The organism is Pseudarthrobacter sp. 05T312, from assembly GCF_056396685.1.
Genome location: NZ_JBFTLY010000006.1, coordinates 169641 through 188866, shown reverse-complemented (window position 1 = coordinate 188866; position 19226 = coordinate 169641). Strand labels below are relative to the sequence as shown.

Below are 19226 nucleotides of genomic sequence, written 5' to 3'. Positions count from 1 at the left end.
CTGATGTCCCCTTATGACTGACAGCAGATGACGGTGCCCGCGGCGCGGTGATACGTTCACAAGGGCCCCCGGGCCGCAGTACACCACCAAAAACAGGACAGGTCGACCATGAAGCGCGTAAAGGAGCAGGTGCGCGCACTCCACCGGCTCGAACCCGCCAACGGAGACCACCTTGCCGCCCTCCGCGTGGCCATCAGCGTGGCTGTCCCATCGTTGCTCCTGCTGGCCGCGGGCCGCACGGACCTCATCGTCTACGCCGTCTTCGGCGCGCTGACCGGCATGTACGGCCGGCAGGAACCGCACCAGCTGCGGCTCCGCCACCAGGGCCAGGGTGCCCTGGTCCTGCTCACCGGCGTGGCCGTGGGAGTAACCCTGTCCATCAACCACGTCCATTCCTCGTGGCTGGTGGCGGTGGAAGCCACGCTGGCCGGCGTCGGCTCGGTCTACGCGGACAGGGTGCGGCTGAAACCGAACGGACCGTTCTTCGGGATCCTCGCCCTGGGCGCCTGTGCGTCGGTACCCACCGCAGTCCCCTGGTACGCCGCCCTGCTGATCGCAGTGGGATCGTCCGTGTTCTCCATCCTGATTGGATTCAGCGGCTGGGTGCGGCGCCGGTCCTGGGAGCCAGGGGCCACCCGGAGCGTCCCGCGCCGTTCGGCGGCGGGGCGCCGGGAATTGTCAGTGCACGCCGCCCGGTACGTCCTGGCGGTGGGCGCTGCCGGGACGGTGGGCGTCATCAGCGGCACAGGCCACCCGCATTGGGCCATGGCTGCGGCCGCCGTCCCCCTGGCCGGGGCAGACCTGCCCAGCAGCGTCCGGCGGGGTGTCCACCGCATCGTGGGGACGTTCCTTGGGCTGGGGGTCACCGCCGTCGTCCTCATTCCGGGGCCGTGGACCCTGTCCGCCCTGTACCCGGCGCTGCAGGAGCCAATGCACCGGGCAGTGGTGCTGGCCCTGCTGGTGATCCTCTTCCAATTCGCCACTGAACTGTTCATGACCCGGCACTATGGCCTGGCCATGGTCTGGTTCACCCCCGTCATCCTGCTGATGACCCAGCTGGCCTCCCCCATCGAACCGAGGGTCCTGATCCTCGAGCGGGCCGTGGAGACGTTGGTGGGCGCGTTGCTGGGGATCCTGGTGGTGGTGGCCGTCCGCAGGTCCGGTTCGAGGCCGCAGAAGGGCACTCCCCGCCCTACGGACAGGAACTCCGGCCTACTTCGGCTTCCGCGCCGGCCCGGCCATTAGCCGCGCCGGAGCCACCTTGGCCACCGCTGCCACCATCTTGTAGCGCTTGGACGGGACGGACACCGCCTTGCCGCGTTCGTTGTCCGCCAGGCCTTCCCTGACCACCCGCTCCGCGCGCAGCCACGTCCAGGACGGGGCCACCGATTTGTCCATTCCCATCCGGTCGTGGAATTCGGTGTGGGTGAACCCAGGGCAGACAGCCGTGACCTTGACGCCGCGCTTGCGGTAGGCCAGGTTGGCCCACCGGCTGAAACTCACCAGCCAGGCCTTCGCAGCCGAGTACGTGCCGCGCGGCAGGAACGCGGCCACGCTGGCCACATTGATGATCCTGCCGTCCCCGCGTTCCAGCATGCCCTTGAGGGCAGCGTGGGTGAGCACCATGGACGTTTCCGCGTGCAGTTTCAGGTGGCTTGCCTCCTCCGCCGGGTGGTTGTCCTCGAAGTTGTGCAGCAGGCCGATCCCGGCGTTGTTCACCAGGATCCCCACCGGCCGTGCCGCGTCTTTGAGGCGTTCGACGACGGCGGCGACGTCGTCATCCTTCGTCAGGTCCGCGGGGAGCACCTCAGCCGAGATGCCATAGCGGCCCCGGAATTCCTCCGCCGTTGCCGCGAGCCGGGAGGCATTGCGGGCCACCAGCACCAGGTCATGCCCCTGGGCGGCGAGTTGCTTTGCGAATTCGTGGCCCAGGCCGGCGCTGGCGCCGGTGACGAGTGCTGTGGTTCGGGTGCTGGTTGGCGTCATGCTGCAAGCCTAGCCAGCGGGAGTATTTTGCGGGCCGCTAGGCTGGTACCGCCGGCAGCCGGCCGGGCTGCCGCCGTGGAGGGGGAAACATGGAACAGCAAAAATCCGGGACGCTTGGATTCCGTGAAGTGGACAGGCACGGACAGCCGGTGGCGCCTGAGGCAGACGGGGCTGGGCCGGAAGTGGTTGCACAGAGACTGCGGGCGCCCAACCCGTTCATCGTGGTGCTGTGGCTGGTGTGCGCTGCCATGATTGCGGCGGGCCTGGGCACCCTGTTGCGGGGCCCGGTGTCCATAGGGCCCATGGGCAACGGCTTGTCCCTCGACTTCGTGCTGTTCACGTTCGCGCCACATCTGGTCTTGATGGGCTTCGCGGCCCTGGTCGTACTGCTTTTCTGGCACGCCTGGGAGTGGCAGCGCAGGCGTGGCTGAGCAACAATTTCCCACCGGCAACTTGTGCAACATTTAGTAAGCATGCTTTGCTTGTGGTGATAGATGAACCTCCGCAAGCAGTTCGCGGCGGGGCTGCCACCGCCGGCGGTTCCGTGAAGAAGCCCAAGGAAGAACATAATGACCACCGCAATGGAACACCAGCTGACGGCGTCTGGGGAACGCACCGAGGCAGCTGGGCAGCTCTTGTCCGCCACCGTACCCGTGGACGCCGGGTTGCTGATGACCTTGAACTCGCGCATGCACTGCCGTACGCCTATGCAGCGCGTCGATCCGGACGAACTTCCGGTCCGGCAGCCCGTCTACGTGGACGGCAACACCGTGGTGGCCCTGCGTCCCGGCTCCGTCCCCGAGAGCATCGTCACCTACCGTTGCGCGTGGGGCTTCACCATTGACGATCCAGGTGCCGCGGCTGCGGTCAGCGACCAGGCCCTGGCCAGCTGACCCGCAGCCGGCACTAATGCCGGCGGCCCGGGATCATCCTTCCGGCCAATCGACGAACTGCTCGTAGCCTTCGTGTTTGCGGAGGTAGCTGGAAATGAACGGGCAATGCGGGATGATCCGCTTGCCCGTGGCCACCACGTCGTCCAAGGCGAAGTGAGCCAGGACCTTTCCCAGCCCCTGTCCCTCAAAATCCCGGCCGGTTTCGGTGTGGGTGAAGTCGATGTGCCCGGGAAGGTCGTGGAAGAAGGCCTGCACCGCGAGCCGTCCGTCCACCAGGAGCTCGTACCAATGCTGCTCGTCGTTGCGCCTCAGCGAGACATTGGCGGTGAACTTGTCCTCCGCGGACGTGGTGTTCTCGGTCATGGTTCGACACTGGCACTACTTCAGTCCGCTGGCAATGGTCCTTCGGCCATGGCGGCGCCGGAAGGGCTGCCGTCGGCCCAGCGGTGAACCGCGCAGCAACAGGAGGGCCGCCGAGAAACACACCGTTCCGGCTGCCAGCAGTCCCAGCGACAGTCCGCTGAGTGCGGCGTCGGCCACGGGAATGAAGGCCACTACGACGGCGGCCCCAGCCATGGCGGGCCGGCAGCGGAGGGTGGAAGGCGGTGTCGTCCGATCCTCCAGGCGGCCGAACGCTGCGGCCACCGGCAGGAGCAGGATGACCAGCGCCAGCACCACCAGGGGCCGCGACCACCACCATTCGGCGCTGCCGGATTCCGGCATGGGGACCGGTGCGAGGAGCAGGAGCCCGGACATGCCCACCAGCAATGGCAGGTGCCAGAAGTACACCGTCAGGGACCTGCTGCCGGCCAGCACCAGCAGCCGCCCGATCCAGCGCACCTCCGCCAGCGGCACCAGGACCGGACGTGCCAGTTCCATCGCGGCCAATTGCGGAACCGCCAGGATCACCAGGGTCAGGTTGGGCGGATTGAGGTTCACCAGCATGTTTCCGCGGTACAGCCCCAGCCCGGTCACGAGTCCCAGCAGCAGGTGGGCCGCCACAGCCAGGCCCAGCAGACCGGACCGGGAAATGCGGGAGAAGTAGCCGTCGGCGGCCAGGAATCCCAACTGCTGTACCGCGCACCAGACGAACACCAGGTTGGCATTGGCAAGGTCCGGCAGGACGCCGCGCAGGCAGTCCACCGCCACCACCAGCCCGGCCAGCAGGCAGAAGGACAGCCAAGGGGCGCGGGCGTGCAGTGCAGCCAGCACCGGAATATTCAGCTGCGCCGCAAGGTAGGCGGCCAGGAACCACAGGGGCATGGCCGCCCCTGCCGCCATCAGCTGGACCACCTGGCGGTCAACGCCCAGGGCGGCCGCCAGGGACAACCCCGCCACCATGGTTGCCAGCAGCGGGGTGGCCGGGCGGAGCAGGCGCAGGAGCCGGGCGCGGATGAACTGGGCCGCGGTGCCGCCGCTTGCCTTCAGCCGGCGCCAGGACTGCAGCCCGGTCACGCCGCCGGTGACGAAGAACAGCGGCATCACCATGAAGATCCAGATGATGGGCTCGAACCAGCGCTGCTCGGCCAGGGTGTTCTGGGTGGTGACCGTCCCGTCGGGGTGCAGGACCGGGCTGACCATCATGGTGTGGCCCACCACCACCAGCGCCAGGCAGATGAAACGGACAAGGTCGATGGCCGGATCACGGCCCGCCGTGTCCGCCCCGGTTCCTGTCCCCCGCCCTACGGTGCTGTGCATGGGACCTACAACGATTCGACGCTGCCCACGGCTCTATTGTGCCCCCGTTGCCTGCCCGGTTTGAGGACTTCCGTCCCTTCTGCTGCTATTGCAGCACTGCCAGCAGTCCGAGGATGACGGCGAGCAGCGGCGTGGTGCCCTGGGTTGCGGCCGCGCGGAGGTATTTGCGTCCGGTGAGGGCCAGGACGGCGGCCGCCAGCAGCATGGAGCCGCAGCAGCTGAAAATGAGGGTCCAGCCTGCCACGGCCTGCGCCGATCCGGCACCGCCGAAAGCCACAAGGCCCATGCCGATAAATGCGCCTATGGCCAGGAACAGGTTGTAGAAGCCCTGGTTGTACGCCAGGGATTTGGTGGTTTCGGCGTCCGGCTGGGAGGCGACACCGAACCGCTTCCAGGTGGCGGGCCGGGTCCAGGTGAGGGACTCCATGGTGAAGATGAAGACGTGCAGCGCGGCGGCGAGGAAGGCAAAAAGAAGGGAGGCCAGGATCATTGCTCGATCCTAGCCTCCCCCTTCACGGGACGGTCCTACCGCGCCAGCGTGGCCAGCGTGGTACCGGCAAACCCCTTCGCCGATTGGTTCCACAGCGCCAGCAGGCCCTGCAGGTTTTCACCGTCGGCGCGGTGGGCGGGAAGCTGGTCCTGGAGGGTGGCCAGCACGCCGGTGCGCAGTTCGGTGTTGAAGTTGACCTTGCCCACGTTCATGGCCGCGGCTTTGACCAGTTCCTCGGCCGGGATGCCGGAGGCACCGTGGAGTACCAGCGGGATGTGGATCCGCGCCGCGATGTCCTGCAGCACGTCCCAGCGCAGCCTGGGCTCACCCTTGTACTTGCCGTGGACGTTGCCCATGGCGACGGCCAGCAGTTCCGCGCCGGTGCGGGACACGAAGTCCTCCACCTGCGCGGAGTCGGTCAGGCCCGCCACATCGACGCCGGACTGGCCGGCCTCGAAAGCACGGTCCTCGTCCCCTGCCAGGCCGCCCAGCTCCGCCTCGAGCACCACGTCGGCACCCAGCAGGGCCCGGGCCGCCCGGACCAGCGCGATGTTGTCCTCGTAAGGGAGGGACGAACCGTCGGCGAGGACGGAATCCGCCCCAGCCGCGACGGCGTCGGCCATGACCTTAAGGTCTGCAGCGTGGTCAAGCTGCACGGCGACCGGCACCGCGGCGGCGTCCGCCAGTCCACGGAGGGCAGCAACGAGTCGGAGCCCGTTGGGGGTGGCGGCGGTCTTGGGGGCCACCAGCAGGATCACTCCCCGGCCGGCTTCCTCGGCGGCGGCCACCACTGCCAGCGCGGTGGTGAAGTCGTAGCAGGTGAAGGCCGGGACGGCGGAGCCCTGCTGGAGGGCGGAGGTGACCAGGTGGTCCAGTCGGGTATGCATCAGGCGCCCAGGCCTCCCACCAGGATCCAGGCTACGAAGGTCAGCGCGAAGCCGGCAAGGCCCAGGATGGTGGTCAGGACGGTCCAGGTCTTGAGTCCGTCCGAAACGGTGAGGCCGTAGTACCGGACCACCACCCAGAAGCCGGCGTCCGTCACGTGGGACAGGCCAAGGGCACCGAAGCCGATGGCGATGACGATCACGGCGATCTGGGCAGGGCTGTAGCCGCCACCACTGACCGCGGCGGACAGCAGGCCGGTGGTGGTCACGATGGCCACGGTGGCTGAACCCTGGGCGGCGCGAAGGGCCAGCGAGATGATGAAGCCCAGGAGCAGCAGCGGCACGCCGAGGGTGTCCAGCGTCTTGGAGAGAGCGCCGCCGATGCCCGACACCTGCAGCACGTTGCCGAACACGCCGCCGGCGGCCACCACCATCAGGATGGAGGCGATGGGCGGGAGGGAGCCCTCGAAGATCTCGCCGGTTTCCTTGAAGGACCAGCCGCGGCGGACCGCCAGCAGGAAGAAGGACAGCGCCACGGCCACCAGCAGGGCCAGGAAGGGGTTGCCGATGAAGGACGCGAGGCCGTACAGGGGATCGGACTTGGGGATGATGAGCGTGCCGACAGTGCCGAGGAGGATCTGCACGATGGGTGCTGCGATCAGGAAGATGATCAGGCCCGGGCGCGGGGGTGCGATGGCGGCGGCACCGGGACCGTCGTGGCCCACCTTGACCAGTGACTTGGAACCGAACTCTTCAACCTGGGTCTTCACCGCGGGCAGCAATTCGTAGTCCTTGCGGTTCATGATGGAAGCCACCCGGTAGGACAGGAAGCCCAGCGGCACGCAGATCAGGAGCGAGATCAGGGCGATCAGTCCGATGTCGGCCCCGAGGACGCCTGCGCCGGCAACGATTCCCGGGTGCGGCGGAACAGCCACGTGGATGGAGAGCATAATGCCGGCCATGGGCAGTCCGAACTTGACCGGGTGCACCTTGGCGATCTTGGCGAACGCGTACACGATGGGCACCAGCACGATGATGCCCACCTCGAAAAAGACGGGAATGGCAACCAGGAAGCCGACAGCGGTCAGCGCCACGGCCACACGGCGCGCGCCGAGCTTGCGGGTGAAGTGGTCCGCGAGGGACTGGACGCCGCCGGACACCTCGATCATGCGGCCCAGCACGGCGCCGAGCGCGATCAGGATGGCGACCTTGCCCATGGTGCTGCCCACACCGCTGGAGACCACGGTGAAGATGTCCTGCAGCGGAATGGTGGCGGCGACGGCCACCAGGATGCTGACCGTCAGCAGGGCCACGAAGGCCTGGATCTTGAAGCGGATGATCATCACCAGCAGGATGGCGATGCCCACCGCTGCGATGGTGAGCAGTACCGGGGTGCCCAGCTCAACGGCGGGCTTAATGGCCGGGGCATCGGCCGCCCGCTGCAGCAGCGGGTTCATTAGGTGGTTCACAGGGGGATGTCTCCTTGGACGTGCCGGTCCCGGGGCAGGGGGGCATCAGGGAATGGTGGGGTGGGGATTAACGCTGCGGGACTGCGCCGGCAGCGCTGGGAGGTACGACGACGGCGGAGGGGGGACCGCCGTCGTCGCACCTTTGTGCCGCAAGGGCAGGAGGGTGGCTTATTGGATGCGCTTGGCCGGGGCGACCACCTTGATGACGGCGGAGTCATCGGCGGCGGCGAGGCCCTGGGCCTGCCCCAGCAGGTAGAGCTGTTCGGCGGCGGCGGCAACGGGGGCTGCCAGGCCGGCGGCGCGGGTGGCCTTGCCCACGATGCCCATGTCCTTGACGAAGATGTCGAGGCGGGACAGGACCTCGGCGCCTTCCTCGTTGTAGGCCTCGAGGATGCGCGGGCCGCGGTTGGAGAGCATGAAGGAACCGGCGGCGCCTGCTTCCAGGGCGGCGAGGGTCTTGGCCTGGTCCAGCCCCAGGGCGTCGGCCAGGGCGAGGGCCTCGGCGGCGGCGGCGATGTGGACGCCGCACAGGAGCTGGTTGACAGTCTTCAGTGCCTGGCCGTCGCCGGGGTTGTCGCCCACCACGGTGAGGGTGGAGGCGAGCAGGTCCAGGGCGGGGGCGGCCTTTTCGCGGGCCTCGGGGGAAGCGCCGACGACGATCAACAGGTCGCCTTCGCCGGCGCGCTTGGGGCCGCCGGACAGCGGGGCGTCCACCAGGTCCACGCCGTATTCGGCCAGCTTGGCCACGGTGGCGGGGATGGCGTCGGTGCCCACGGTGCTGCCAAGGATGACCACGGCGCCGGGCTCCAGGACGGAGGCCACGCCGTTCTCGCCGAAGAGGACGTCGTTGAGCTGTTCGCCGTTGCGGACGGCCAGGAGGACGGCGTCGGCACCCTTGGCCGCTTCGCGGGCCGTGGTGAAGGTGGCGATCCCGGCTTCCCGGGCCAGCTCCAGGCGGGGCTCGGCGATGTCGAAGCCGTGGACGGTCAGCTGGGAAGCCAGGCGGGTGGCCATGGGCAGGCCCATGGCGCCAAGGCCCAGGACGGTGACGGTGTAGTTGCTGGTCATGGTGTTCTCCGTTGAATTGAATAGGGGCCACGCTCGCCGGGTTCCCTGGCCGAGCTTGCGAGGTTAGGGGGCGAGTGGGGATGTGTTGCTGAGCTTGCGGGTGACTTGGGCCAGGGAGTCGTCGTCGCCCACGTTCCCGGCGAAGACGATGTACGGAATGCCCTTGGCGGGGCCGTCCACCGGTTCCCAGAGGGAGACGATGCCGGGCAGCATGGGGCCGCGGACGATCGCGTGGCGGATTTCCAGGCCGTGGGCTGCCACGTCGGAGGAGGTGATGCCGCCCTTGGCGATGACGAAACGGGGCGGGAAAGTCTTCAGGGTCCGGTTGACCACGTCCACGACGGCGGCGGAGACGGTCCGCGCGATCCGCAGGCTTTCGGCGGGGTCGTCGGTCTTGATGAGCAGGCGGCTGGTGTGGACGATGACGTCCCCGGCGTGGAGGGCCTCGACGACGGCGTCCACGGTCTGGTCCAGGTGGGCTTTGGCGTCCGGCTCGGCACCGAGGAGCTTCTCGACGTCGATCTCAATGATGCGCGCGGAGCCATGTTCCGCGGTGAGGACGTTGAGCTGGCGGGTGGTGACGCCAACGTGCGAGCCCACCACGATCAGGCCGCCGGCTTCGGACGGGGTGTTGCCCGCGTAGGCCTCTTCGGCGGTGAGTGCGGTGCGTACTTCCTGGCCGATGCGGCCGCGGACGAACGGCGGGCCAACGCGGTACAGGAGCTTCTTGCCGCGGCGCTCGGCTTCTTCCAGGCCCAGGGCCAGCGCGCGGAAGTCGTTTTCGGTGACGATGTCCGCAACGATGGGGGTGGAATCGGTGGCCGGCTCGATGGCATCGGCGATCGCCTTGGCGGAGATGGCCGGGTCCTGCGCGGAGGCACCTGCACGGATGATGTCCAGGTCCAGGACGATCACTGAATCTGCCGGGAACCGGCCCTGTGACTTCTCTGCGATGTAGTCGGCCATGACGGACGTGCTGAAACCGAAGGAGGCGTCCTTGGCGAACTCGGTCTCGGAGACGGGGACCAGGGTTCCCGTCGCGTCACCGGTGCCGCGCATGTAATGGACGCCGCCAATGGTGAGCCGGCCGGCGTCGGGGAAGGCAGGGACCAGGACGACGCCGTCGGTCTTTTCGCCGCTGACGTCCGCAACGGTGGCTGCGATGACGTCCGGCTCCAGGGGGAAGTGGCCGCGAAGGGTGGAATCGCTCCGGCTGACGAAGCCCAGCCGAAGACTGGATCCGGCGGGCTCCGTCGATCCTGCCGCTGCCAGGGCGTTGCGGACCACTTCCTCATTGCGGGCTGCGGCTTCTGCCGGGTCCAGGCTGCGGGTGTTGGTCAGGACGTATACGGCGGGTTTGCCCTGTCCGAAGGCCCAGGTGAAGTCTTCCACTTCCCAGCGGGTGAGCACCGGCAGGTCCGCCACGGACTGCGTGCCGGTGGGGTCGTCGTCGAGGACTACCAGGACGCGGGGAACGTCGGCGTTGGAAGCGGCCAGCGTGGCAGCAACCAGCTCGGCGGGAATCTCGAGGTCTGCCGGATAGGCGGCCAGAACGTCTGCTTCATGCGTCACAGTGCACTCCGTTGTGTAGCGATCCGGGCTCGCGGATCCTGATGTAAGGGTAACTGTAAGATGTCAGACATCTTGCATTCGAAAATTAGTGTGGCACACGGCATACGGACGCGCAAGTACACTTGTCTGACATATCCGCCAGGCGTCGGCCGGAAAGAGTGATCGGGGGGGAACATGGCAAGAAAGTCGCTGGTGGGCGTGGTGGCCGATGAGCTGCTGGACCGCATCATCGAAGGCGAGTTTCCGCCCGGCTCGGTCGTTCCCGGCGAGCATGAGCTGAGCGCGCGCCACGAAGTAAGCCGCATGACCGTGCGCGAGGCGATGAAGACACTGCAGGCCCAGCGCATCCTCAGCGTGGAGCGCGGCAGGGGAACCTTCGTCAATCCCTTGAGCCGCTGGGCCTCGCTGGAAGCCGTGCTCCGGGCCGCGTCCGAGGGCAAGAACGACGCCGATGCCTCCATCCAGCTCATCGAGCTGCGCAGGATGCTCGAAACGGGTGCCTGCGAATTGGCGGCCGGACGGATTGTCGAGGAGGACATCACTTCCCTCTTCAACTACATTTCGGCGATGAAAGCCGCGCACAGCATCAACGACGTCGCAGCCTTCGTGGAAGCAGACCTCGCCTTCCACGACGTCATCCTGCGCGCCTCCGGCAATGTGTTCGTCTCTGTCCTCTTCGAGCCGCTGCACCGCGTACTGGAAAAGCGCAGGGCCGAGACCTCCGCCGTCCCGGCAATCCAGGAGCACGCAATTGGCCACCACCAGAACATCGCCGAAGCACTGGAGTCCCGCGACGCCGCCCGCTCACGCCAGGCCATGGATGCGCACATGCAGCAGACGCTCGATGACCTGAAGCAGCTAGTCCTGGACGCCAAGTAGGCCTGCGTCCGCCGTTCCCGTTGCCGTGGAACCCTGTTCAACGCTCCCGCAGGCCCACTAGGCTTCAAGGACGGCCCGCAACCGGGAGCAACGATGATCACGAGGAGCGAAGTTGTCCAACCACACGTACAGCATTTCTGAAATTGTCGGCACCTCCACCCAGGGAGTGGACGACGCCGTCCGCAACGGAATTGCCCAGGCTTCCAAGACCCTGCGCAACCTCGACTGGTTCGAGGTCAAGGAGGTCCGCGGACACCTTGAAGACGGAAAGATCGCGGACTGGCAGGTGACCATCAAGATCGGTTTCCGGCTGGAAGAACACTAGGCCAAGCAAACTGACCCGCAGCCGGCGCGTTTCCAGCGCCGGCTGCGGGTCGGTCGTGTTTAAGGCGGCTCCTAGTTTGCGGTGCCCGGGCTGCGCCGCCGCCACACGGTGGGTACGCCGTCGAACGCCGGGAAGACATGGCCTTCAAAGAAGGACAGGACGGTGTGCGGGTCCAGGTCCGGGCTCCACAGACCCGAAGCCGGGCAGTGCGAACCGGTAGCGGTGGACGCGGCGCCGGCGGATGCCTGGCGTTCCTTCAGCAGGGCGATGCGTTTCATCGTTGAGACCATCCTGGGTGTTGAAAATGGGCGCGGGTAAGCATGTACTCCCACCCTAGGAAACGCCCGTCCACAGCCCAATGGGCGGCTGGCCAGAATCACCCGACTTCGCTGGACGAATGTACAGTTGCTCACACCCGGGTCCCGCCGGGCGGACCGGTCAGCCTGCGGCTTCGGCCTGGGTTGGGGCAGCGGCGTCGCGTTCCGGGTCCACGTCCGGCACGGCCCCGAGGCTTCCCAGCAGCGCCAGGGCGTCCGACGACGGCGACCCCGGGCGGGCGGAATACACCCTCAGCGTCTGGTCGGGATCCTCCGGCAGGACCAGGTTTTCAAAGTTCAGTTCCAGGTCCCCCACGGACGGATGATGCAACCGGACGGTACCGGCGGCCCGCGTGGCCACCCGGTGCCCCGCCCACCATTGGCGGAAGTGTTCGCTGTGGACCGCCAGCTCGCCCACCAGATGGCTGGCCTGGGGATCATTGGGGTGCCGGCCCACGTCCAGCCTCAGGGATCCCGCCGCTTCGGCGGCAACCGTCTTCCAGTCCCTGAACAGCTCCCGCGCCGCGGGGTCCAGGATGGTCCAACGGGTCAGGTTGCGCTCCGCGGGGGGCAACGAAGGGAAATCGGTGAACAGGAGGAAGGCCATCCTGTTGCCGGCCAGGACATCGTTTCGGCGGCCCAGCACCATGGCGGGCACCTCCCCCACCGCGTCCAGGAGCTGGCGCAGCGCCGGGCGGACACCCTGGGCGGCGTTGGCGCCGGGCTCGCGGGGAGCTCCTGCGCAGTTCTCCAGGAGGTCCAGCATGTGCGCGTGCTCGCTGCTGTCCAGCCGGAGGGCCCGGGCCACGGCGTCCAGGACGGTGCGGGACGGGTGGATGTTACGGCCCTGCTCCAGCCGGACGTAGTAGTCGGTGCTCACACCGGCGAGCCGCGCCACTTCCTCGCGCCGCAGGCCGGGAACCCTGCGTGCCCCCGTGCTGGGTCCCGTCCCGGCAACATCCGGGCTCAACCGGGACCGCATGGCTTTGAGGAATTTTCCGAACTCGGCGCTTTGACCCATGCAGACCATTGTGCCCGTGCGGGACGGCCTGCTCCACCACGAAGGTAGGACTGGCAGTCCTAGGAAAAACAGGAACAGCCTTGCCTGCTGACTTGATGGACCGAAGTGCATAGGCTCAGGAGTGAGCCGATGGAAACCGCTTTCTCTTCTGCGGGGCAGCCGGCAGCAAACTCCAGCACGCATCTTCCAGCACCACCTTCCAGAAGGAGCACTCCCATGTCAGAGCTGACACTCAACAACGGCGTCACCATCCCCCAGCTTGGCTTCGGTGTTTTCCAGGTCCCGCCGGAAGACACCCAGCGGACCGTGGAAGACGCCCTGGAAGCGGGCTACCGCCACATCGACACCGCGGCCGCCTACCGGAACGAGGCCGGAGTCGGGGCAGCCCTCGCCGCCAGCGGCATCGCACGCGAGGACATCTTCGTCACCACCAAGCTGCGCAACGGCGAGCAGGGCAGGGCGCAGGAGGCATTCCAGAACAGCCGCAAGGCGCTGGGCCTGGACTTCATCGACCTTTACCTCATCCACTGGCCGGTTCCGTCGCAGGGCCTCTTCGTTCAGGCGTGGAAGGAGATGGAACGGCTTTACGAGAACAAGGAAATCCGCGCCATCGGCGTCTCCAACTTCCTTTCCGACCACCTGGACACCCTGCTGGAGTCCACGGAAACCGTGCCGGCCGTCAACCAGATCGAACTGCACCCCAGCTACCAGCAGGCAGACCTGGCCGCCAAGTGCCGCAACCTGGGAATCGCCGTCGAGGCGTACAGCCCCCTGGGGCAGGGCGGGGACCTCAATGGGAACGCCGTCACCTCGATCGCCGCCGCCCACGATGCCACCACCGCCCAGGTGGTGCTCGCCTGGCACCTGGCCAACGGAACCATCGTCATCCCGAAGTCCGCGAACCCTGGCCGGATCAGGGAAAACTTCGCGGCCTCGTCCCTGGCGATGTCCGGCGACGAACTGGCCGCCATCACCGCGCTGGAGTCCGGTGCGCGCATTGGCTCCGACCCCGCCGTCGCCGCCTTCACCCAGATGTAGGTTTCGACAGGCTCAACCACCGGCAGCAAAGGTCAACCACCGGCCGGGCAGCCCAACCACCGGCAGCCACGGCCAACCACGCAGGCCTCCTGAAAGGATTTTCCATGCAGTACACGCATCTCGGCCGCTCCGGCCTGAAAGTCTCCCGCCTCTGCCTGGGCACCATGAACTTCGGACCGCAGACAGAGGAAGCGGACGCCCACAGCATCATGGACTCGGCCCATGAAGCCGGCATCAACTTCTTCGACACCGCCAACGTCTACGGCGGAGCCGACCACCGCGGCTGGACCGAAGAAATCATCGGGCGGTGGTTTGCGAAGGGCGGCGAGCGCCGGGAGCACACCGTCCTGGCCACCAAGCTCTACGGCACCATGACGGACCGGCCCAACGAGTCCAAGCTCTCGGCCTTGAACATCCGCCGTGCGCTGGACGCCAGCCTCAAGCGCCTGCAGACGGACTACATCGACGTCTACCAGTTCCACCACGTCGACCGCGACACCCCGTGGGACGAGATCTGGCAGGCCATCGAAGTCGCGGTGCAGCAGGGCAAGATCCTGTACTCAGGCAGCAGCAACTTCGCCGGCTGGCACATCGCCCAGGCGCAGGAAGCAGCACGCAGAAGGAACTACACCGGCCTGGTCAGCGAGCAGTCCATCTACAACCTGTTCATGCGCCAGGTGGAACTGGAAGTCATCCCGGCCGCACAGCAGTACGGGCTGGGCCTCATTCCCTGGTCGCCGCTGCAGGGCGGGCTGCTGGGCGGGGTGCTGAAGAAGGAACGCCAGGGCGTCCGCCGCACCGAAGGACGCGCCGCCGAAACGCTGAAGAAGCATGAGGACCAGATCCGCCGGTACGAGGACTTCGCCGACGAACTGGGCCACCAACCCGGCGACGTGGCCCTGGCCTGGCTCCTGCACCAACCCGCGGTGACGGCGCCGATCGTGGGCCCGCGCACGCAGGAACAGCTGGACGCCGCCATCCGCGCACTGGATGTCACCCTTGACGACGACGCCCTCAAGCGGCTGGACGACATCTTCCCCGGACACCGCACGGCACCGGAAGACTACGCGTGGTGAGCCCAACCGCAACGGAGACGGTGGCGCCGAGGAGCATCCTCTTCATTGGCGGCACCGGGGTCATCAGCGCGGCGGCGGCAGAACGCGCCGCCGCGCTGGGCCACCGGCTGACCATCCTGAACCGGGGGCAGTCCGGCAGGCCCGTCCCCGACGGCACCGAAGTGCTGCACGCCGACGTCCGTGACGCAGCGGCCGTGCGGGAGGTGCTGGGCGGGAGGGAATTCGACGCCGTGGCGGACTTCATCTCCTACACTCCGGACCAGGCCCAAGCAAGCATGGAGTTGTTCCGGGAGCGGACCGGGCAGTACGTGTACATCAGTTCGGCCTCCGCGTACCAGAAGCCGCCCACCAGGCTGCCCATCCGCGAGTCCACGCCGTTGAAGAACCCTTTCTGGCAATACTCCCGGGACAAGATCGCGTGCGAGGAGCTGCTGTTCAAGGCCTACCGGGAGGACGACTTTCCACTGACGGTGGTGCGTCCATCGCACACCTACGACCGCACCAAGATCGCCATGGTGGGCGGCTGGACTGACATCCACCGCATGCGCGCCGGGCTGCCGGTCATGGTCCACGGCGATGGTACGTCCCTGTGGACGCTGACCCACAGCAGGGACTTCGCCAAGGCGTTCGTGGGCCTGCTCGGCCGGCCGCAGGCAGTCGGCGAAAGCTACACCATCACCTCCGACGAATACCTGCCCTGGAACCAGATCTACCGGCTCTTCGCCCGGGCAGCCGGCGTCAAGGAACCCGAACTGGTCCACGTGGCGTCCGAAACCATCGCCGCCCACGACTCCGAACTGGGTTCCAACCTCCTGGGCGACCGGTCCCATTCGGTGGTCTTCGACAATGCCAAGATCAAGTCCCTGGTCCCGGACTACACGGCCACCATCCCGTTCGCCGACGGTGCACGGGAGATCGTTGAGTGGTACGACAGCCACCCGGAGCTGCAGCAGGTCAACGAGGCCTACATGCAGCTTTCCGGCAAGCTCACCGGCTGGGCACGGCAGGGCGCCTGAAGCGGGCCGAATGACACTCCTGGTGCCTTCCTGCCGCCCCGCCGCGACAAGAAGGCACCGGGAGTTGCTGTGCTACATTTCGGCGCATGACTTCGCCCCCTTCCAGCCGCCCCGTCGAGGGGCACCCTTTCGATGGGCCCGTCGCGGCAGCCATCAGCCTCCTGGCGGAGCAGGGTTTCGATGCAACCTCCGTCGAGGAGCTCGCGGAAGCCTCGGGCATGAGCCGCAGCACCTTCTTCCGCAGGTTCGGATCCAAGGAGGACGTTGTCTTCGCCGACCACGAGCGGATCCTGCACCAGGTCAATGACCGGCTCGCTGAATCCAGGCTCGAGCCGCTGGCCGCTGTGGCGGACGCAGCGCTGCTGGTCTTCGACCACCACCTGCGGAACCCGGAAACCTCCCGCGCCCGGTATGGGCTTTTGCAGGCCGTTCCGGCCCTCCGGGACCGGGAGCTCGTGACCTCGCACCGGTACGAGCGGGCCTTCCTGCACTACCTGAATGACAAGCTGCCCCGCAACGGCCTGCGCGAATACAAGGCCGTTGCCTTCGCCGCCGCGGTGGTGGCCGTGCACAACGCCTTCCTCCGGGAGTGGCTGCGGGCCGCACCCGGTGCCGGGGACACTGCTGCGGGAGACCGGGACAGGGCCACGGCCCTGGCCACCGAGCTCCAGGCCCTGGCGGAAACCTTCCGGCCTGCATTCCTCGGCAGCCTCGCAGTCACCGCCCAGCCCGCGCCGACCGTCGTCGTCACCGTCCTTCCCGGCCACGCCGACAAAGAGGCCGTCGCCCAGGCAGTCCGGGACGCACTCCCCTAACCCCCGTGGCCCGCGCCCACCAAACTTGGAACTCAGTTTCTTGACGTGGAACCGCGTTTCATTGCATCCTTGAACCGTGTGGTGCACGCCACACAGCACCGGCCCCCTCGCCGCCGCTGATCCAAAGGATGCAGATACATGACGACCCCGTCGCCCAGCCTCGCGCCCACCCGCACCGGAGACCCTGCCGGCTTCCCCTCCGGAACAGTTGAGCCGGAATATGTCCTGACCGAGGCCCTCGGGACGGACCCGGCGTCCATCCTGGCCGGCGTCAGCGACGAGGACCGCGTGTACTGGGACCGTGCCCGCCGCTTCGTCCAGGATGAAGTCCTCCCTGTCATTGACGGCTACTGGGAACGCGGCGAGTACCCGCTGCACCTCCTCCGCCGCCTGGGCGAACTGGACCTGCTCCGCGATGGCATCACCGTGGAGGGCTTCGCGCCCATGAGCAGCATGGCCGCCGGCCTGGTGAACATGGAAATCAGCCGGGGCGACGGTTCAGTGGCCACGATGATTGCGGTCCAGGGCGGCCTGGCACTTCGGTCGGTTGCCGAGTGTGGATCCACGGCGCAAAAGGAGCGCTGGCTTCCTGCGATCGCCAACGGCACGGAATACGCGGCGTTCGCCCTCACGGAACCAACCCATGGTTCCGACTCGGTGGCCCTGGAAACCACGGCCACCCGCACGGAGGGCGGCTTCCTGCTCAACGGCGAAAAGAAATGGATCGGCAACGGCTCCGTAGGTGGCGTCAGCGTTGTCTGGGCCCGGGGCGACGACGGCCAGGTCCACGGCTACCTGGTTCCACAGGACTCCCCCGGCTACACCGCCAGGAAAATCGAAGGCAAACTTGCCCTCCGCGCCATCTGGCAGGCCCACATCCGCCTTGAGGACGTCTTCGTTCCGGAAGAATACGTCCTGCCGGGCTCACGGACGTTCAAGGACACAGCCCGGGTGCTGCTGGCGACCCGCCTGGGCGTGGCCTGGTCCGCCGTCGGCCACGCCACGGCCTGCTACGAAACGGCCGTCCAGTACGCCAAGCAGCGCAAGCAGTTTGGCCGGCCGCTGGCCGCCTCCCAGATCGTCCAGGAACGGCTGGCCCGGATGCTCAGTGAACTGGCCACCATGCAGCTGATGGTGGTGCAGATGACCCGGCTCGATGAAGCCGGAACCCTCACGCCCGAGCAGGCCTCGCTGGTGAAGTACACGTGCACCCGGACCGCGCGCGGCATCGCCAGCAACGCCCGTGACCTGCTGGGCGGCAACGGCATCCTGCTGGAAAACCGGGTCGCCCGGCACCTTGCCGACGTCGAAGCCATCCACACCTACGAAGGCACTGAAACCATGCAGGCCCTCATCATCGGCCGCGGCATCACCGGCACCTCCGCCTTCGCCTAAGCCCTGCCACCCGGCTCCGCCACCCGCCATCCCTTTGAAAGGACTGTTCTTGAACCAGAACGCCAACATCCCCGTCATCCTGGGCGGCGCCCGCACCCCCTTCGGCAGGTTCCGCGGCGGCCTCATGCCCTTTTCCGCCAGCGAACTGGGCGCCCACGCCATCCGTGCCGCGCTGGAACGCACGGGCGTGGCACCGGAGCAGATCGGTGCCGTCATTGTCGGCCAGGTGATCCAGGCCGGAGCCGGCCAGGGCCCCGCACGCCAGGCCAGCCTGGCCGCCGGAATCGGCTGGGACGTCCCCACCATCACCATCAACAAGCTCTGCCTGTCCGGGCTCACCGCCGTCATCGACGCCGCCCGGATGATCCGCACGGGGGAAGCCGACTTCATCGTGGCCGCAGGCCAGGAATCGATGACCAACGCACCGCACCTGGTCCCCGGGCTGCGCGCCGGCGTCGTCATCGGCGACGCCCCCATGCTGGACTCTTTGAACCACGACGGACTGCAGGACCCGGTGAGCGGGAAGCTCATGGGTGAGGCCACCGATTCCGGCAACGCCGAACGGGGCATCACGCGCGAAGAGCAGGACGCTGTCGCGGCCCGGTCCCACCAGCGTGCCGAAGCCGCCCGTGCGGCCGGGATGACGGCGGAGGAGATCGCACCCATCGACATACCGCAGCGCAAGGGACCCGCCGTGACGCTTGAACACGACGAGGGCATCCGACCGGACACCACAGCGGAATCCCTGGCCCAGCTCCGCCCGGCATTCTCCAAGGCTGAGACTGCCACCATCACGGCCGGGTCGTCATCGCCCCTTTCCGACGGCGCCGCGGCCCTGGTCATTGCCAGCAAGGCAGCCGCCGAAGCGGCAGGCCTGGAGTGGATCGCCGAGATCGGCGCGCACGGCCAGACCGCGGGCCCCGACGGATCCCTCCACTCCCAGCCGGCCCGGGCCATCGAACGCGCGCTCAAGGACCAGGGGCTGACGGCGCAGGACCTGGACCTGGTGGAAATCAACGAGGCCTTCGCCTCGGTCCTCATCCAGTCCGCCAACGATCTGGGCATCGACACCGAAACTGTCAACGCCGAAGGCGGCGCCATCGCCCTGGGCCACCCCGTGGGCGCCTCGGGCGCGCGCCTGGTGCTGCATCAGGCGCTGGCGCTGAAACGCCGCGGCGGAGGCACCGGCGTCGTGGCCCTCTGCGGGGGCGGCGGCCAGGGCGACGCCCTCATCCTCACAGCGTAACCAACCCACCAGCGTGACCCTCCCACCGAAGAAGCAGG

The 19226-nt window shown here is 67.6% G+C and carries 21 protein-coding genes; 11 read left to right on the top strand and 10 right to left on the bottom strand.

What is annotated here, in order from left to right; translation table 11 throughout:
• Nucleotides 1-108 precede the first annotated feature (108 nt).
• Entirely contained in the window at nt 109-1245 is a 1137-nt protein-coding gene (locus AC1DIP_RS11140; RefSeq protein ID WP_477733767.1) for an FUSC family protein, read from the top strand.
• On the opposite strand, the gene AC1DIP_RS11135 is transcribed toward AC1DIP_RS11140, so the two are convergent.
• Nucleotides 1213-1986 (bottom strand): SDR family NAD(P)-dependent oxidoreductase, encoded by a 774-nt coding sequence (locus AC1DIP_RS11135; protein WP_477733766.1) that lies wholly within the window; start codon nt 1984-1986, stop codon nt 1213-1215. The genes AC1DIP_RS11140 and AC1DIP_RS11135 overlap by 33 nt on opposite strands.
• Before the next feature lie 89 nt (nt 1987-2075).
• Between AC1DIP_RS11135 and AC1DIP_RS11130 the strand changes: the two genes are divergently transcribed.
• Both AC1DIP_RS11130 and AC1DIP_RS11125 read left to right on the top strand, forming a co-directional pair.
• Nucleotides 2076-2417 carry a hypothetical protein gene (locus AC1DIP_RS11130; protein WP_476208802.1) on the top strand — a complete coding sequence of 114 codons (342 nt, stop codon included), beginning with the start codon at nt 2076-2078 and terminating at the stop codon, nt 2415-2417.
• Between the two features lie 138 nt (nt 2418-2555).
• On the top strand, nt 2556-2879 hold the full coding sequence (locus AC1DIP_RS11125; RefSeq protein WP_477733765.1) for a hypothetical protein: 324 nt from the start codon (nt 2556-2558) through the stop codon (nt 2877-2879).
• A gap of 33 nt (nt 2880-2912) precedes the next feature.
• On the opposite strand, the gene AC1DIP_RS11120 is transcribed toward AC1DIP_RS11125, so the two are convergent.
• The 7 genes from AC1DIP_RS11120 to AC1DIP_RS11090 form a co-directional block, all read right to left on the bottom strand.
• Nucleotides 2913-3242 carry an N-acetyltransferase gene (locus AC1DIP_RS11120; RefSeq protein ID WP_476208799.1) on the bottom strand — a complete coding sequence of 110 codons (330 nt, stop codon included), beginning with the start codon at nt 3240-3242 and terminating at the stop codon, nt 2913-2915.
• 15 nt (nt 3243-3257) lie between these two features.
• On the bottom strand, nt 3258-4577 hold the full coding sequence (locus AC1DIP_RS11115; RefSeq protein WP_477733764.1) for an acyltransferase family protein: 1320 nt from the start codon (nt 4575-4577) through the stop codon (nt 3258-3260).
• An 85-nt stretch (nt 4578-4662) separates the two neighbouring features.
• Nucleotides 4663-5067: a DUF1304 domain-containing protein gene (locus tag AC1DIP_RS11110; RefSeq protein ID WP_477733763.1), complete on the bottom strand. Its 405-nt coding sequence runs from the start codon at nt 5065-5067 to the stop codon at nt 4663-4665.
• Nucleotides 5068-5102: 35 nt separating this feature from the next.
• On the bottom strand, nt 5103-5954 hold the full coding sequence (locus AC1DIP_RS11105) for a class II fructose-bisphosphate aldolase (RefSeq protein ID WP_477733762.1): 852 nt from the start codon (nt 5952-5954) through the stop codon (nt 5103-5105).
• Nucleotides 5954-7420: a GntP family transporter gene (locus AC1DIP_RS11100; protein WP_477733761.1), complete on the bottom strand. Its 1467-nt coding sequence runs from the start codon at nt 7418-7420 to the stop codon at nt 5954-5956. The genes AC1DIP_RS11105 and AC1DIP_RS11100 overlap by 1 nt, the downstream gene beginning before the upstream one ends.
• 168 nt (nt 7421-7588) lie before the next feature.
• Nucleotides 7589-8488: an NAD(P)-dependent oxidoreductase gene (locus AC1DIP_RS11095; protein WP_477733760.1), complete on the bottom strand. Its 900-nt coding sequence runs from the start codon at nt 8486-8488 to the stop codon at nt 7589-7591.
• A gap of 63 nt (nt 8489-8551) precedes the next feature.
• Complete coding sequence (locus AC1DIP_RS11090) at nt 8552-10060, bottom strand: four-carbon acid sugar kinase family protein (protein ID WP_477733759.1); 1509 nt, start codon at nt 10058-10060, stop codon at nt 8552-8554.
• Nucleotides 10061-10234: 174 nt separating this feature from the next.
• On the opposite strand from AC1DIP_RS11090, the gene AC1DIP_RS11085 reads away from it, so the two are divergent.
• Nucleotides 10235-10939, top strand: a complete 705-nt coding sequence (locus AC1DIP_RS11085; protein ID WP_476208787.1) for an FCD domain-containing protein — start codon at nt 10235-10237, stop codon at nt 10937-10939.
• Nucleotides 10940-11051: 112 nt separating this feature from the next.
• On the top strand, nt 11052-11264 hold the full coding sequence (locus AC1DIP_RS11080) for a dodecin (protein ID WP_141158437.1): 213 nt from the start codon (nt 11052-11054) through the stop codon (nt 11262-11264).
• Nucleotides 11265-11335: 71 nt separating this feature from the next.
• Here AC1DIP_RS11080 and AC1DIP_RS11075 read toward each other — a convergent pair whose 3' ends face one another.
• Together AC1DIP_RS11075 and AC1DIP_RS11070 are read right to left on the bottom strand one after the other, a co-directional pair.
• Entirely contained in the window at nt 11336-11542 is a 207-nt protein-coding gene (locus AC1DIP_RS11075) for a hypothetical protein (protein ID WP_056331347.1), read from the bottom strand.
• Nucleotides 11543-11702: 160 nt separating this feature from the next.
• Complete coding sequence (locus AC1DIP_RS11070) at nt 11703-12602, bottom strand: MmyB family transcriptional regulator (protein ID WP_476208784.1); 900 nt, start codon at nt 12600-12602, stop codon at nt 11703-11705.
• Between the two features lie 216 nt (nt 12603-12818).
• On the opposite strand from AC1DIP_RS11070, the gene AC1DIP_RS11065 reads away from it, so the two are divergent.
• The 6 genes from AC1DIP_RS11065 to AC1DIP_RS11040 all read left to right on the top strand — a co-directional run bounded on the left by AC1DIP_RS11065 (nt 12819) and on the right by AC1DIP_RS11040 (nt 19188).
• Entirely contained in the window at nt 12819-13640 is an 822-nt protein-coding gene (locus AC1DIP_RS11065; protein WP_477733758.1) for an aldo/keto reductase, read from the top strand.
• 104 nt (nt 13641-13744) lie between these two features.
• Nucleotides 13745-14716, top strand: coding sequence for an aldo/keto reductase (locus tag AC1DIP_RS11060; protein WP_477733757.1), 972 nt, complete (start codon nt 13745-13747; stop codon nt 14714-14716).
• A complete protein-coding gene (locus tag AC1DIP_RS11055) occupies nt 14710-15732 on the top strand; it encodes an NAD-dependent epimerase/dehydratase family protein (RefSeq protein ID WP_477733756.1) in 1023 nt (340 codons plus the stop codon). The genes AC1DIP_RS11060 and AC1DIP_RS11055 overlap by 7 nt, the downstream gene beginning before the upstream one ends.
• Nucleotides 15733-15818: 86 nt before the next feature.
• Entirely contained in the window at nt 15819-16547 is a 729-nt protein-coding gene (locus tag AC1DIP_RS11050; RefSeq protein ID WP_477733755.1) for a TetR/AcrR family transcriptional regulator, read from the top strand.
• A gap of 138 nt (nt 16548-16685) precedes the next feature.
• Complete coding sequence (locus tag AC1DIP_RS11045; protein WP_477733754.1) at nt 16686-17942, top strand: acyl-CoA dehydrogenase family protein; 1257 nt, start codon at nt 16686-16688, stop codon at nt 17940-17942.
• A gap of 49 nt (nt 17943-17991) precedes the next feature.
• Nucleotides 17992-19188 carry an acetyl-CoA C-acetyltransferase gene (locus AC1DIP_RS11040; protein ID WP_477733753.1) on the top strand — a complete coding sequence of 399 codons (1197 nt, stop codon included), beginning with the start codon at nt 17992-17994 and terminating at the stop codon, nt 19186-19188.
• Nucleotides 19189-19226 lie beyond the last annotated feature (38 nt).

Coding starts and splice junctions, on each gene's coding strand:
- AC1DIP_RS11110 (WP_477733763.1), bottom strand. CDS start 5,067: ATGATCCTGGCCTCCCTTCTTTTTGCCTTCCTCGCCGCCGCGCTGCAC.
- AC1DIP_RS11060 (WP_477733757.1), top strand. CDS start 13,745: ATGCAGTACACGCATCTCGGCCGCTCCGGCCTGAAAGTCTCCCGCCTC.
- AC1DIP_RS11095 (WP_477733760.1), bottom strand. CDS start 8,488: ATGACCAGCAACTACACCGTCACCGTCCTGGGCCTTGGCGCCATGGGC.
- AC1DIP_RS11130 (WP_476208802.1), top strand. CDS start 2,076: ATGGAACAGCAAAAATCCGGGACGCTTGGATTCCGTGAAGTGGACAGG.
- AC1DIP_RS11045 (WP_477733754.1), top strand. CDS start 16,686: ATGACGACCCCGTCGCCCAGCCTCGCGCCCACCCGCACCGGAGACCCT.
- AC1DIP_RS11085 (WP_476208787.1), top strand. CDS start 10,235: ATGGCAAGAAAGTCGCTGGTGGGCGTGGTGGCCGATGAGCTGCTGGAC.
- AC1DIP_RS11115 (WP_477733764.1), bottom strand. CDS start 4,577: ATGCACAGCACCGTAGGGCGGGGGACAGGAACCGGGGCGGACACGGCG.
- AC1DIP_RS11065 (WP_477733758.1), top strand. CDS start 12,819: ATGTCAGAGCTGACACTCAACAACGGCGTCACCATCCCCCAGCTTGGC.
- AC1DIP_RS11070 (WP_476208784.1), bottom strand. CDS start 12,602: ATGGGTCAAAGCGCCGAGTTCGGAAAATTCCTCAAAGCCATGCGGTCC.
- AC1DIP_RS11120 (WP_476208799.1), bottom strand. CDS start 3,242: ATGACCGAGAACACCACGTCCGCGGAGGACAAGTTCACCGCCAATGTC.
- AC1DIP_RS11050 (WP_477733755.1), top strand. CDS start 15,819: ATGACTTCGCCCCCTTCCAGCCGCCCCGTCGAGGGGCACCCTTTCGAT.
- AC1DIP_RS11075 (WP_056331347.1), bottom strand. CDS start 11,542: ATGAAACGCATCGCCCTGCTGAAGGAACGCCAGGCATCCGCCGGCGCC.
- AC1DIP_RS11140 (WP_477733767.1), top strand. CDS start 109: ATGAAGCGCGTAAAGGAGCAGGTGCGCGCACTCCACCGGCTCGAACCC.
- AC1DIP_RS11105 (WP_477733762.1), bottom strand. CDS start 5,954: ATGCATACCCGACTGGACCACCTGGTCACCTCCGCCCTCCAGCAGGGC.
- AC1DIP_RS11135 (WP_477733766.1), bottom strand. CDS start 1,986: ATGACGCCAACCAGCACCCGAACCACAGCACTCGTCACCGGCGCCAGC.
- AC1DIP_RS11125 (WP_477733765.1), top strand. CDS start 2,556: ATGACCACCGCAATGGAACACCAGCTGACGGCGTCTGGGGAACGCACC.